At 70.6% G+C, this 12795-nt stretch carries 15 protein-coding genes; 7 read left to right on the top strand and 8 right to left on the bottom strand.

The window, feature by feature from the left end:
* Positions 1–91: 91 nt before the first annotated feature.
* The 3 genes from ACQPXB_RS02945 to purU are packed head-to-tail and all read left to right on the top strand — an operon-like array spanning position 92 to position 2270.
* Positions 92–880, top strand: coding sequence for a DedA family protein (locus ACQPXB_RS02945; RefSeq protein ID WP_432849334.1), 789 nt, complete (start codon positions 92–94; stop codon positions 878–880).
* On the top strand, positions 783–1382 hold the full coding sequence (locus tag ACQPXB_RS02940) for a maleylpyruvate isomerase N-terminal domain-containing protein (RefSeq protein WP_432857260.1): 600 nt from the start codon (positions 783–785) through the stop codon (positions 1380–1382). The genes ACQPXB_RS02945 and ACQPXB_RS02940 overlap by 98 nt, the downstream gene beginning before the upstream one ends.
* A 15-nt stretch (positions 1383–1397) precedes the next feature.
* Positions 1398–2270, top strand: coding sequence for a formyltetrahydrofolate deformylase (gene purU / locus ACQPXB_RS02935; protein ID WP_366577771.1), 873 nt, complete (start codon positions 1398–1400; stop codon positions 2268–2270).
* A gap of 19 nt (positions 2271–2289) precedes the next feature.
* Here the strand turns inward: purU and ACQPXB_RS02930 are convergent, their stop codons facing one another.
* Positions 2290–3339 (bottom strand): NAD(P)-dependent alcohol dehydrogenase, encoded by a 1050-nt coding sequence (locus ACQPXB_RS02930; RefSeq protein WP_432849333.1) that lies wholly within the window; start codon positions 3337–3339, stop codon positions 2290–2292.
* Between the two features lie 105 nt (positions 3340–3444).
* Between ACQPXB_RS02930 and ACQPXB_RS02925 the strand changes: the two genes are divergently transcribed.
* Entirely contained in the window at positions 3445–4047 is a 603-nt protein-coding gene (locus ACQPXB_RS02925) for a TetR/AcrR family transcriptional regulator (RefSeq protein ID WP_432849332.1), read from the top strand.
* A gap of 11 nt (positions 4048–4058) precedes the next feature.
* Positions 4059–4703 (top strand): haloacid dehalogenase type II, encoded by a 645-nt coding sequence (locus ACQPXB_RS02920; RefSeq protein WP_432849331.1) that lies wholly within the window; start codon positions 4059–4061, stop codon positions 4701–4703.
* On the opposite strand, the gene ACQPXB_RS02915 is transcribed toward ACQPXB_RS02920, so the two are convergent.
* The 3 genes from ACQPXB_RS02915 to ACQPXB_RS02905 form a co-directional block, all read right to left on the bottom strand.
* Entirely contained in the window at positions 4696–5709 is a 1014-nt protein-coding gene (locus tag ACQPXB_RS02915) for an NADP-dependent oxidoreductase (protein ID WP_432849330.1), read from the bottom strand. The genes ACQPXB_RS02920 and ACQPXB_RS02915 overlap by 8 nt on opposite strands.
* Positions 5710–5925: 216 nt before the next feature.
* Positions 5926–6360 carry an SRPBCC family protein gene (locus ACQPXB_RS02910; protein WP_366577763.1) on the bottom strand — a complete coding sequence of 145 codons (435 nt, stop codon included), beginning with the start codon at positions 6358–6360 and terminating at the stop codon, positions 5926–5928.
* A 151-nt stretch (positions 6361–6511) separates the two neighbouring features.
* Positions 6512–7441, bottom strand: coding sequence for an ABC transporter substrate-binding protein (locus ACQPXB_RS02905; RefSeq protein ID WP_366577761.1), 930 nt, complete (start codon positions 7439–7441; stop codon positions 6512–6514).
* Between the two features lie 136 nt (positions 7442–7577).
* Between ACQPXB_RS02905 and ACQPXB_RS02900 the strand changes: the two genes are divergently transcribed.
* Positions 7578–8276, top strand: a complete 699-nt coding sequence (locus tag ACQPXB_RS02900) for an ABC transporter permease (RefSeq protein ID WP_366577759.1) — start codon at positions 7578–7580, stop codon at positions 8274–8276.
* Positions 8273–8983 carry an ABC transporter permease gene (locus ACQPXB_RS02895; protein ID WP_366577757.1) on the top strand — a complete coding sequence of 237 codons (711 nt, stop codon included), beginning with the start codon at positions 8273–8275 and terminating at the stop codon, positions 8981–8983. Before ACQPXB_RS02900 ends, ACQPXB_RS02895 begins: the two co-directional genes overlap by 4 nt.
* On the opposite strand, the gene ACQPXB_RS02890 is transcribed toward ACQPXB_RS02895, so the two are convergent.
* From ACQPXB_RS02890 to ACQPXB_RS02875, 4 genes are read right to left on the bottom strand one after another with little or no spacing between them, the layout of a single operon-like run.
* On the bottom strand, positions 8980–10434 hold the full coding sequence (locus ACQPXB_RS02890) for an aromatic amino acid lyase (protein WP_432857257.1): 1455 nt from the start codon (positions 10432–10434) through the stop codon (positions 8980–8982). The genes ACQPXB_RS02895 and ACQPXB_RS02890 overlap by 4 nt on opposite strands.
* A complete protein-coding gene (locus tag ACQPXB_RS02885) occupies positions 10434–11450 on the bottom strand; it encodes an ornithine cyclodeaminase family protein (protein ID WP_432849329.1) in 1017 nt (338 codons plus the stop codon). Before ACQPXB_RS02885 ends, ACQPXB_RS02890 begins: the two co-directional genes overlap by 1 nt.
* The gene (locus ACQPXB_RS02880) at positions 11447–11992 is read right to left on the bottom strand and encodes a YbaK/EbsC family protein (RefSeq protein ID WP_366577753.1); all 546 of its coding nucleotides are present in this window, start codon (positions 11990–11992) and stop codon (positions 11447–11449) included. Before ACQPXB_RS02880 ends, ACQPXB_RS02885 begins: the two co-directional genes overlap by 4 nt.
* Positions 11993–12011: 19 nt before the next feature.
* Positions 12012–12311 carry a DUF2516 family protein gene (locus tag ACQPXB_RS02875; RefSeq protein ID WP_366577752.1) on the bottom strand — a complete coding sequence of 100 codons (300 nt, stop codon included), beginning with the start codon at positions 12309–12311 and terminating at the stop codon, positions 12012–12014.
* Between the last annotated feature and the right edge of the window lie 484 nt (positions 12312–12795).

Genomic DNA, 12795 nt, shown 5'->3' with positions numbered 1-12795 from the left:
GAATGCGTCGTCCGGGTACGAATCCCACCTGTTCACCGACCCACCCCCGCGGTGTCACCCCGTGGTGACCTGCGGTGATCACCATGGGCGGGTGGAACTGCTTCAACACGTCACCGACCTGCTGCGCGGCGCGCTGGGTTCGCCGTGGCTCTGGGTGCTCGTGTTCGCCGTCGCGGGCTTGGACGCGTTGCTGCCGTTCATGCCCAGCGAGACGACCGTGGTGACGGTCGCGGTCCTCCTCGGGCCCGACCCGGAGCGGCTGGCGCTGCTGGCGCTCGTCGCGGCGACCGGGGCGTGGGCCGGCGACTGCCTCGGCTACGCGGTGGGCCGGGCCGCCGGACCGCGGGCGATCGCGCGGCTGCAGCGCGGGCCGTCGGGGCGGCAGCGCTACGAATGGGCGCGCGAGCAGGTGCGGCGGCAGGCGCCGTTGCTGATCATCGCCGCGCGCTACCTGCCGGGCGGCCGCGTGGCGAGCGCGCTGGCGACGGGCAGCCTCGGCTACCCGTTGCGCCGCTTCATGCCGCTCGACGCGGTCGGCGCCGCCGTGTGGTCGGTCTACAGCGTGCTCATCGGCCTGGTCGGCGGCGCGACGTTCGCCGACGAGCCGGTGAAGGGCCTGCTCCTGTCGTTCCTCCTCGGCCTCGGCTTGGTCACCCTCATCGAGTTCGGGCGGCGCCTTCGCCTGCGACGGCTACGGTCGGGCGATGCACCTGACCGAGGCGATCGACATCCACGCCGACCGGCTGAAGGCGGCGGCCCTGACGGCGGGCCCGTCCGCGCACCTGCGCAACTGTCCGAAGTGGACGATGCACGACCTGGTGACGCACCTGGCGACGGGGCTCTCGTCCACGGTGGCGGCGATCACGGACCGCCCCGCTGACCCCTTGCCGCCCGCCGACTGGGCCGACGCGCTCGGCCGGTGGGACGGCCAGCGCCTCGCCGTCCGCGAAGCCCTCCGGCTGCCTGGCGAGACCCCGGTGCGGTCGCCGTTCCCCGGCGGTGGCCTGCTGACCGTCGGCCGCTGGGCGCGGCGCCTGGCGCACGAGACGGCGATCCACCGGCTGGACGCGGAGAGCGCCCTGCCCGAGCCGCCGGCCACGCGGTACGCGGACGTCTTCGCGCTGGACGGGATCGACGAGTTCCTGACGTTCTTCGTCCCCCGCCGGGCCGTTCACCACGACGGCGTCGTGCGGATCGAAGCCGGAGACCGGGCGTGGACGGTGGTTCTGCGCTCCGGCGAGATGCCGACGTTGGGCGATGGCCCCGCGGACCTCACCATCAGCGGCTCACCCGACGACGTCTACCGCGCCCTCTGGGGCCGGCCGAACGCCGCGCGAATGGTGGGCCAGGTCGCACTCACCGAGCCCCTCGCGGCGCCCTGACCAGCACCGGCGAGAATGGTCGGCGTGCCTGATCCCCAGCGTTACGTGCTCACCTTCGGCTGCCCCGACCGCACCGGCATCATCGCCCGCATCTCGGGCTTCCTCGCCGACCACGGCGGGATGATCGTGGAGGCGGCGTACCACACCGACCCGGACTCGGGCTGGTTCTTCACGCGCCAGGTCGTGCTGGCGGGGTCGCTGCCGTTCGACGCCGACGGGTTGCGGGCGCGGTTCGCCGCCGTCGCGGAGGAGCTCTCGGCCGAGTCGAGCTGGCAGGTGCGCGACACGGGTGAGCGGCCGCGCGCGGTCGTGCTCGTCTCGAAGGCCGGGCACTGCCTGTACGACCTGCTGGGCCGCGTCGCGTCCGGGGAGCTGGACGTGGACATCGCGGCGGTGATCGGCAACCACGCGTCGCTCGCCGACATCACGCGGGCGCACGGGATTCCGTTCTACCACGTGCCTTTCCCGGCCGACGGGAAGGCCGAGGCGTTCGCCCAGGTGCGCAAGCTCGTCAACGACTACGACCCCCACGCCGTGGTGCTGGCGCGGTTCATGCAGGTGCTGCCGGCCGACCTGTGCGACGAGTGGGCCGGGCGGGCGATCAACATCCACCACAGCTTCCTGCCGTCGTTCATCGGCGCGCGGCCCTATCACCAGGCGCACGTGCGCGGCGTGAAGCTGATCGGGGCGACCTGCCACTACGTGACGGCCGACCTCGACGCCGGCCCGATCATCGAGCAGGACGTGATCCGCGTGGACCACGGCGACTCCGTCGACGACCTCGTGCGCAAGGGCCGCGACATCGAGAAGGTGACGCTGGCGCGCGGCCTGCGCTGGCACCTCGAGGGCCGCGTGCTGGTGCACGGCAACCGGACGATGGTGTTCTGAGCGCAGGCCGCGCGGCCGGTCAGGCGCCGATCGTGGACGCGTCGATCACGAAGCGGTAGCGCACGTCGCTGTTCTCCACGCGCTCGTAGGCGGCGTTGACCTGGTCGGCGGTGATCGTCTCGATCTCGGCACCGACGCCGTGCTCGGCGCAGAAGTCGAGCATCTCCTGGGTCTCGGCGATGCCACCGATCATCGAGCCGGCGAGGATCTTGTTGCCGCCCAGCAGCGAGAAAACGTTGTACTCCAACGGCTCGCCGGGCGCACCGACGTTCACCATCGCGCCGCCGACGCGCAGCAGGCTCAGATAAGCGTCCACCGGCAGCTTCGCCGACACCGTGTTGAGCACCAGGTCGAACCGGCCGCGCAGAACGTCGAAAGTGGACTCGTCGCTGGTGGCGAAGTAGTCCTTCGCCCCGAGCTTGAGGCCGTCTTCCTGCTTCTTCAGGCTCTGGCTCAGCACGGTGACCTCGGCGCCCATCGCCGCGGCGAGCTTCACGGCCATGTGGCCGAGCCCGCCGAAGCCGACGACCGCGACCTTCTTGCCCGGGCCCGCGCCCCACTGGCGCAGCGGCGAGTACGTGGTGATGCCCGCGCACAGCAGCGGTGCGGCGACGTCGAGGCCGATACCCTCCGGGATACGGCACACGAAGGCGTCCTTCACCACAACCTGGCGGCTGTAACCGCCGTAGGTGACCTCGCCGTCGAAGCCGACGCCGTTGTAGGTCTGCACGTTGCCCTTCACACAGAACTGCTCCGTGCCGGCGATGCAGTACTCGCACTCGCCGCACGAGTCGACCATGCAGCCGACCCCGACGCGGTCGCCGACCTGGTACTTCGTGACGCCCGAGCCGACGGCGGCGACGACGCCGGCGATCTCGTGGCCGGGCACCATCGGGAAGGTCGAGCCGCCCCACTCGTCACGGACCTGGTGGATGTCGCTGTGGCAGATGCCGGCGAAGGCGATGTCGATCAGCACGTCGTCCGGACGCAGGTCGCGGCGCTCGATCGTCGTCGGCGCGAGCGGCTGCCCCGCGGCCGGTGCTGCGATGGCGGGCGTGGTGGTGGTCATGAAATCCTCCAGACGATTCCGGGCTCCGCCGCCCGGACCATGTAAGATCCCTCTTACATCTTCTACAGTAAGAGGGGTCTTACATCCGCGCGACCGAGATCGGGTGTGATCCACGACATGGGCGGCAAGTACCACCACGGCGACCTGCGCGCCGAGCTCGTGCGCGTGTCACTCGGCCTGATCGCCGAGCAGGGCCTGGAGGGCTTCTCCGTCGCCCAGGTCGCGAAGCGTGCGAACGTCTCCGCCGCCGCGCCGTACCGACACTTCCCCGACCGGTCCAGCCTGCTGGCCGCCGTCGCCGCCGCGGCCGCCTGCCGCCTGCGCGACCTGGTCGACCAGGTCATCGCCGAGGAGACCGACCCGGTCACCCGCCTGGCCTCCGCACTCGGCGCCTACACGCGTTTCTTCATCGACACCCGCCTCGGCTACGCGGTCCTCTTCGCCGACGGCCTGGCCAACCCCGAGTACACCGAGATGCACGACCAGCGCCGCGCCCTGTTCGACACGTTCCTCACCCTCAGCCTCGCCGTCACCGACGGCCACGCCGACGCCCTCGAACTCCTCGAACAGCTCAACGCCCAATCCCACGGCTACGGGGCGCTGTATCTGGACGGAGTGTCACCGCGCATGGGCTACTCGGCCGAGCAGGTGGTGGCCAAGTCGACGCGAGCGGCGCGCATCGTGATCGAGGCGTACCGGACGCAGTGAGGTGAGTGCGCATGCTCTGCGTGTTCGACGTGAACGAGACGCTGCTCGACCTCCGGGCGCTCGATCCGCTGTTCCGCGAGCTCACGGGGAGCCTCACGGCACGGCAGGAGTGGTTCGCGCTGGTGGTGCACACGGCGTTGGCCGTGACGGCGGCCGGCGGGTACCGGGACTTCGCGGAGATCGCCGGGCTGGCCGCCGTGGACACCGCGGACCGGTACGGCCGTGAGCTCACGGACAACGACCTGGCCAGGATCGGCGACGGGCTGCGGTCCCTGCCCGCGCACGCCGATGTCGACGAAGCGCTCCGAACGCTCAAGCGAGCCGGCCACCAAGTCGTCGCGTTGACGAACTCGCCGCTCGCCACGGCGGAGGCGCAGTTGCAGAACGCGGGGCTCGCGAAGAGGTTCGACCGGATCTTCTCCGCACAGCAGGTGAGCCGGCTCAAGCCCGCGCCCGAGCCGTACCGGCAGGTGCTGAACGCCTACCGCACAACGAAAGCCGTGATGATCGCCGCACACGGGTGGGATCTGGCCGGCGCCGAGGCGGTCGGCATGGAGACGGCGTTGATAGCGAGAACCGGGCAGCGAACCCTTCCGGGCCGGCCCGCCACCCACACGGCGACGAGCCTGCCCGAGCTGGCCGCCGAGATCAGCTGAGCCGCACCAGCATCTTGCCGGTGTTCGCGCCGCCGAGGAGGCCCAGGAAGGCGTCCGGCGCGTTGCGGATGCCGTCCACAATGGTCTCCGAGTACTTGATCTCGCCGGAGGCCACCAGGGGCGCCACCTCGGACACGAACTGCTGCTGGAGGTGCCAGTGGTCGAGCACGAGCATGCCGCGGATCGTGAGGCGCTTGGCGATGATCTGCACCAGGTTGCGCGGCGCCGGCGTCGCCTCGGTGGCGTTGTACTGCGAGATCATGCCGCACACCGTGATGCGCCCGTGGAGGTTCATCGACGCGATGGCGGCTTCGAGGTGCTCGCCGCCGACGTTGTCGAAGTAGACGTCGATGCCCTCGTGCGCGGCGGCCGCCAGCTGCTGGACGACGGGGCCGTCCTTGTAGTTGAAGGCCGCGTCGAAGCCGAGGTCCTCCACGAGGTGGCGGACCTTCTCGGCCGAGCCCGCGCTGCCGATCACGCGCTTGGCGCCCTTGAGCTTCGCCAGCTGGCCGACGAGCGAACCGACCGCGCCGGCCGCGCCGGAGACGAAGACGGTGTCGCCCGGCTTGAATTCCGCGGTCACCAGGAGCCCGGCGTACGCGGTGAGGCCCGGCATGCCGAGCACGCCCAGGTACGTCGAAAGCGGCGCGACGGAACCGTCGACCTTCACGACCTTCGTCGCGTCGACCACGGCGTGGGTGCGCCAGCCGAGCTGGTGCAGCACGTGGTCACCGGGCTTGAAGCCATCCACAGTGGACTCCACGACCTCACCGACCGCGCCACCGCTCATCGCCTCGCCGACCGCGTAGGGCGGCGCGTAGGACTTCGCGTCGTTCATGCGGCCGCGCATGGCCGGGTCGACGCTCATGAACACGTTGCGCACCAAGAGCTGACCTTCGGCCGGCGTCGGGATGTCGATGTCGACGACGTCGAAGTTGGCCGGCGTCGGGACGCCGTGCGGACGGGACGCGAGCCGGATCTCGGTCGCCTGGGTCGGTGCGTTCACCACTGAACTCCAAATCGAAGAGGCCTGAACCGGGGCCATCGCCCCGCATACCTTCGCCCCAACGAGCCAACCGGGGCGATCATTCCCGATTAGTAATCCGGCCAAAAGTAGGCCGACCCCCCAAACGGCACGTAACCGTTGTTACGAAGCCATTCGGCCGTGACTGTGGTCGGATTAGTAATGATCGGCACAGTATGCCCGGCCGTGTGGCAGGCGCTACACGATCTCCTCGAGCTTGCCGAGCACGCCGTCGTAGATCTTCTTCAGCCCACCGGGCGCGAAGGTCTTCTCGAAGAAACCGCCGACGCCACCGGCGCCGTCCCAGCTCGTCTGGATCCGCACGACGCTGCCCGCGCCGGAAGGCGAAACCGTCCAGGTCGTGACCATGCTGGAGTTCGCGTCGGTCTCCACGAGGGTGCCCGGCGACGGCTCGCTCACGGTCGCTGCGACGTCGCGCACACGCTTCGACGTGGCCTGCAGCTTCCAGCTCGCCTTGGTGCCCGCGCCCACGCCACCCTCGGTGACCTCGTAGTCGCGGTAGTGCTCGGTGAGCAGCTTCGGCCGGGTCTCGGCGTAGTCGGCGACCAGCTCGCGAACCCTGTCCACCGGCGCGTCGATCGTGCGCTCCGCGGTGGCCGTGACCTTACCCATCTCGCTCCTCAATTGTACTGGAGAACCCCTCACGCGCCACCTTCGCACACCACCCGATCGGGCACCGCGTCACCAGGGGTTTCCCGCCGAGGGTCACACGAAAACGGGCCGCCCGGAAAGTCCCGGACAGCCCGTTTCGCGTTGCGCACGCTCAGGCGAGGCCCTGCTGCGTCAGCCAGTCCTTCGCGACGTCGGCAGCCGGGTCACCGTCGGAGTCCACGCGCTTGTTCAACTCGCGCATCCCCTCGGTGGTCAGCTTCGCCGAGACGGCGTTGACGACGGCCGCGAAGTCGGCGCCACGCTCGTCGAGCACCTTCTTGTTCACCGCCGGCACCACGTTCTCCGTCGGCACGATCTGCAGGTCGTCCTTCAGCGCCACGTACTGCGGGTCGCCGACCAGCGGGCTCACCGAGTCGACCGGGATCACGGTCGCCGCACCGGAATTGAGCTGCTGCACCCGCGGCCCGGCTTCCTGCACGGTCTGGAACGAGGTGTTCGTCAGCTTGTAGACGTCGGTGAAGCCCTTGTAGCAAGGCAGCCGCGACTCGCACTCCGGCGGCCCGGCCATGACGACCTTGGGCAGCTTCTTGAGGTCACTGATGCTCGTGATTCCGTTGGCCTTCGCGAGGTCGGCCTTCATGATGTAGGTGTTCTTGTCCTCGGCCGCGGCGTAGTTCAGCAGCGCGATGCCGTCCGGCGCGAACAGCTCGGTGAGCTGCTGGTGCTCACCGTCGGCCGTCTTCACCGCGTCCTTGCCGAAGCCCGTGGTGATCGCCGCGCCCTGGTACTCGGGCAGGAACTGCAGCTCACCCGACTTGAGCGACGGGTAGATCAGCTCCCGCGACCCCAGGTTCAGCTTGCGCGTGACGGGGTAGCCCTTGGCCTCGAGCGCGCCTGCGTAGATCTCCGCCAGGATCTGGCTGTCGGTGAAGTTGAACGACGCGACGACGATCGGCGCCCCGCCCTTGCTCTGCGCGGCGGGCTGGCCGCTGTCGGAGCCCCCACCCCCACCGCACGCGGTCAGACCGAGCGCGGCCACCGCCACCAGCGCGGCCGCTCGGATGTTCCGGGTCCAGCGCACGTCCCCACACTCCTCGTGTCACGAACAGAGGATTGGACCCTAACCGTGAGCCACGACAGAAACCACATACCGGGAATCACCGGCATCGAATCTCAACAACCGGAATCACAGCGCTCGAACGGGGTAACCTTCCGTGGTGCATGCGTCCGCGGTCACTCCGCTGCTCACTGAGAGCAGCCGGCCGATCTTCGAGTGGCGGTGGGTCGAGCGCAACGCCGACGCCATCGGCCAACGCCTCGGTGAACACATCGCCCTGACGGCCACGGCCCTGGGCATCGGCCTGGTGGTGTCGCTGGCGCTGGCGACGCTCTGCCTGCGTTACCGCTGGTTCTACCCGTTCGTGCTGGGCACCGCCGGTGCCCTGTACGTGATCCCGAGCCTCGGCGCGTTCGCGCTGCTGGTGCCGTTCTTCGGGCTCACCTTCACCACGGCGGTGATCCCGCTGGCCACGTACACGCTGCTGATCCTGATCCGCAACATCGTCACGGGCGTGCAGCAGGTGCCCGCCGAGGTGCGCGAGGCCGCGATCGGCATGGGCTTCACGCGCGGGCGGCTGCTGTGGCAGGTGGAGCTGCCGCTGGCGCTGCCCGTGGTGATCGCGGGCCTGCGCGTGGCCGCCGTGACCACGATCGGCCTGGTCACCGTGACGTCGCTGCTCGGCATGGGCGGGCTCGGGTACTTCATCCGTGCCGGCATCCAGACGACCACGCCGAACCCGAGCCCGATCATCGTCGGTGTGGTGCTGTCGGTGGTGCTCGCGGTGGTCGTCGACCTGTTGCTGTGGCTGAGCGAGCGCGCGCTGGCGCCGTGGGTGCGGAAGGTGCGGGCGCGATGAACGTCTTCACGCAGCTGGGCGAGTGGCTCTCGGCGCCGAACCGGTGGAGCTGGACCGACCCCGCCGGTGTCCCCTATCGGACGGTGGAGCACCTGTGGTTCTCCGTACTGTCGCTGGTGGTCGCGGCCGTGCTCACGATCCCGCTCGCGCTGTGGCTCGCGCACTACCGCCGCGGCGCGTTCCTCGCGAGCAGCGCCGTGAACATCGGGCGCGCGATCCCGAGCTTCGGCCTGATCATCCTGTTCTGGTTCCTGGCCAGCCGCTGGGGCGCGGACACGGACTTCTGGCCGCTGCTGCTCGCGCTCGTCGGGCTGGCGCTGCCGCCGCTGTTCACCAACACCTACGCCGGCGTGGTGCAGCTGGAGCAGGAGACGATCGACGCGGCGCGCGGCACGGGCTACCGCGAGTGGCAGATCATGCTGAAACTGGAGCTGCCGCTGGCCTCGCCCGTGATCGTGGCGGGTGCGCGGGTGGCGTTCCTGCAGCTGGTGGCGACGGTCGCGATCGGCGCCATCGTCAACGACGGCGGCGGCCTCGGCCGCTACATCGTCGACGGCTTCGCCGAAGGCGCCCAGGGCTACGGCGAGATCTTCGGCGGCGGGCTCGCCGTGATCATCCTGGCTCTGTTGTGCGAAGGGATCTTCGCGTTGCTGACGCGCTGGGCGACGCCGAAGGGTGTCGCGCTGCAGACGGCTCGACGCGACTAGCCGAGGTCCCTGAGGTCGTTGAAGTACGCCTGGCGACAGGCGACCACGAGCCGTTCGACGTCCGGGCCCAGCGGCCGGTCGACCAGGACCGGCGGCACGCGGTCGGCGATCCACTCGAAGATCGCGTGGAGCCCGGGGCTGCCGGGACCGTCGGCGAGGTGGCGGGCCTGCGCGCCGGCGATCAGCTCGCACGCAGTGATCGCGAAGACGTGGTCCACGGCCACTTCCAGCTCGTGGCCCGCGGCCCAGGCGAAGGCCTGCACGTCCTCCTGACCGGCGGAGGTGTCCAGTGAGCCGGGTGTCGCCGGGGCGGCGAGGCGGCGCAGCGAGTGCAGCTCGCCGACCGCGCGCTTGTGCAGCGGCGTCAGGCCGGCCTGCGGCCCGGGGTCCACGGCCAGCTGCGGGGGCAAGCCGCTGAACTGCGGGTCGAGGAGCCGGTGGAGGCGCTGCACGGAGATCTCGCCGGCGTGCACGAGCGCTGCCTTCATCGCGTCCATCCGCAGCCCGAGCTCCGCGGCGTGGTAGCCGGTCGTGGGCACGAGCTTTCCGTCTACAAAGGATGGTGAGTCGTCCGGCGTCACCCAGGTTTCCCGGAGCGTTTCGACGAGATCGGCGCACACCTGGCCCGCGAAGCCGATCACCCGCGGGCCGACCCGCACCGAAACCGGCGCCTGGACGACCGGGCGCGCGGCGGAGCCGCTGGTGAGGGACAGCACTTCGGACAGCACGGCTTGGGCGTGCCGGTTCGCCACCGGATAGCGGTACACCTCACGCGGTGCGCCGAGCACGTCGACGGAGATGGCTGCGCACAACGTCTGCAGGTCGACCAGCTGCTGCACGCGGCCCGACAGCGTCCACGCGTAGGCCTGGGCCAGCGGGGAGCCCTGAATGAGGCTCGCGCCTTCCTTGGGGCCGAGCTTGAGCGGCGGCGTGTTCCGGTCGGCCAGCGCGGTCGCGGCCGGCGTGAGGACACCGTCCTCCAGGACCGAGCCGAGGCCGGTGAACGTCTGGAACGCGTGCGCCAGCGGGATGATCTCGCCGGCGCTGCCGAGGCCGTCGCGAGGGACAGCGGGGAGGAAACCGTCGTTGAGGCGGTCGGCGAGGAACGTCACGAGCTCCGGGCTCACGGCGGCGTCGAGCCGGAGGAACCCGCGCAGCCGCATCAGCAGGAGCGCGCGGGTGAGCTCCGCCGACAGCCACGGCGGGCCGCCGACGGCGCGGCCGACCAGCAGGTTGTGCTGGTGCTCGGCCTGCTGAGCGGCGGTGAGCTTGACGCCGGCGAGGCGGCCCATGCCGGTGTTGACGCCGTAGACCGGGCCGTCGGCGGCGTCGAGCACGGCCAGCATCGCGGCGCGGTTCTCTTTGACGCGCCGGAGCAGGTCCGGGTGCAGTTCGAGGGGTTCTCCCGGCTCGCTGCCGGCCGCCAGGACGTCGGCGGGTTCGCGGACGATCACCGGTACGGCAGCATCGTGCCGACGTCCGCCGCTTCCGCGCGTTGCAGGATCATGTGCGCGACAGCGACGTCCGTTGTGGACAGTCCGCGGTGCCAGAAGAGGATGCGCTCGTCGTCGCTCTCGCGGCCGGGCCGGTTGCCCGCGACGACGTCGCCGATCTCGGCGTGCACGCCGCTTTCCGTGAGCAGCCCGGCGTTGAGGTGCGGCCGCAGGGCGCCGAAGCGGGGGTTGCCCGACTGCGACTCGCGCCAGTTGTCGACCACGACCTTGTCCACGGCGTCGAGCAGCCTGAGCTCCAGGGCGCTGATGGTGCCGTAGGGCACGAGGAACGCGCCGGGCCGCAGGAACTCCTTGCGCACCAACGCTTCCGGCTCGGTCAGGCGGGAGGCCTCCACGAGCACGTCGGCGCCGTCGAGGGTTTCGGCAGCGGTTTCGCAGACGCGGACCTGCTTGCCGAGGTGCTCGGTGAGCCGTTGCGAAAAGTCCTCGCGGGACTCGGGGCGCTTGCTGGTCACGCGGATCTCGTCGAAGTCGAACAGCGAGTCGAGCAGCACCACGTTCCACCACGCCGTGCCGCGCGCGCCGACGTGGCCAAGCACCTTCGAACCGGGCCGCGCCAGGTGTTTCGCGCCGACGGCCGTCATCGCGCCCGTGCGGGCCTCGGTGATCATGGTGCCGTCGACGATCGCGCGCGGCATGCCCGTCTCGGGGTCGAGCAGGAGGATCAGGGCCATCTCGCTGGGCAGGCCGCGTTCGAAGTTGCCGACGAAGTCGCCGACCACCTTCACGCCGCTGACCTGCTTGGCCGAGAGGTGGCCGCGCAGGATGTTGAAGTGGCCCTTGCCGCCGTTGTCCGGCACGAGGTGCGTGCGCGGCTCGAACACGACGTCGCCGCGGCCGTGGTCGACCAGCACGTCCTCGACGGCGCCCACGATGTCGGCGTTGGTGATGCCGAGGCTGTCGATGTCGTCGCCGGTGAGGTAGCGGAGCCAGACAGAGTGCGGCCCAGTCACCGGGCGAGGTCCTCGATGACCTCGGCGTTGGGCAGCGTCTGCAGGGCGGCGCCGGAGATGAGGAGCTTGCTGCCGCGGATGCCGCTGCCGATCACGAGCTCCGGCGCGGCGGCGACGCGGGCGTCGATGAGGATCGGCCACTCGGCGGGCAGGCCGACGGGTGTGATGCCGCCGTACTCCATGCCGGTGAGGGACACGGCCTCGTCCATGGGCGCGAACGACGCCTTGCGCACGTCGAGGCGGCGCTTGATCACGCCGTTCACGTCGGCGCGCGTGGTGGCGAGCACCAGGGCCGCCGCGAAGCGCACCTCGCCGGCCCGCTTGCCGGCGACGACGACACAGTTGGCCGACGCGTCGAGGGGCGAGCCGTACGTCTCGCAGAAGGCCGCGGTGTCCGCGAGCTCGGGATCGATCTCCGTGACGCCGACCGCGTCGGGCTCCGCGAGGGCGGCGAGCGCCTTCGCGACGGGTTCGGCGAGCAGGTCGGTACGGGTGGGCGCGGGGACGACCGTGAGGCTCCCGGCGATGGTCCAGGTGGTCACATCAAGAGAATCTACGCGGCTACCAGTTGCGGTTGCCCCGCTGCACCTCGATCAGCCGCGGCCGCACATCCACGATGTACACGAGCGCGGCCGCCATCGCGGGCACCCAGAAGATGAACCCGGCCCCGCTGACGTTGCTGCCGAACAGGACCAGCGCGACCGTGGCACCGCCGGTGATCAGCAACCAGATCGGCTTGGTCTTGCGGTCGGCCGCCTGGTACGCGTCCGAGCGCTGCAGCAGCGCGTGAACGAAGGCGAAGAGCCCGACCAAGGCGCTGCCCCAGTGGATGATCTGAAGTATCCAAGCGGCAACCAGCACGCGCCCCAGCTTACGGCAAACCACCCAACGCGCCCGTGGCCCGGCAGTTCACCGACGCCGGAGGGCGGGGGTGGTGTGACGTAGTTCTCTTTGTGGTGGCGGTGTTGCGCTGGGGCGTGCGGCTCGGATTGCCGACGCGGTGGCGTGGCGGACGCCGGAGGCTCCGTCGAGCCGGCTTGCGGCGGGCTGCCGGTGCCCGGAGGCCGCGGCCAGTCGTGCGCGTTGCCGGTGTTGGTGTGTCCCCGCGGCCGCATTGCGGCCCGCGCTCAGCCTCCGCGCCGTCGCCGATCCTGGTGCAGCTCACCGCCCGAAGGCTCCGGCAGCGACGGCGCGCTGAATCCGGCTGGGTCGTTGCCGATCTTGGCGCTCGACTCGGCGCAGGCCACCGCGACGCGCGCCGTGCCCACTCCTGCCTGCCCAACCACACAGAGCCCGCTCCCCGGCGGCCGACCTGTCGAGGTGGCGCCGGGGAGCGGGCGGTGTC

This window comes from Amycolatopsis sp. CA-161197 (assembly GCF_050942255.1).
Classification (GTDB): Bacteria; Actinomycetota; Actinomycetes; order Mycobacteriales; family Pseudonocardiaceae; genus Amycolatopsis.
The sequence above is the reverse complement of the archived record's forward strand: the minus strand, read 5'-3'. Positions and strand labels throughout refer to the sequence as shown.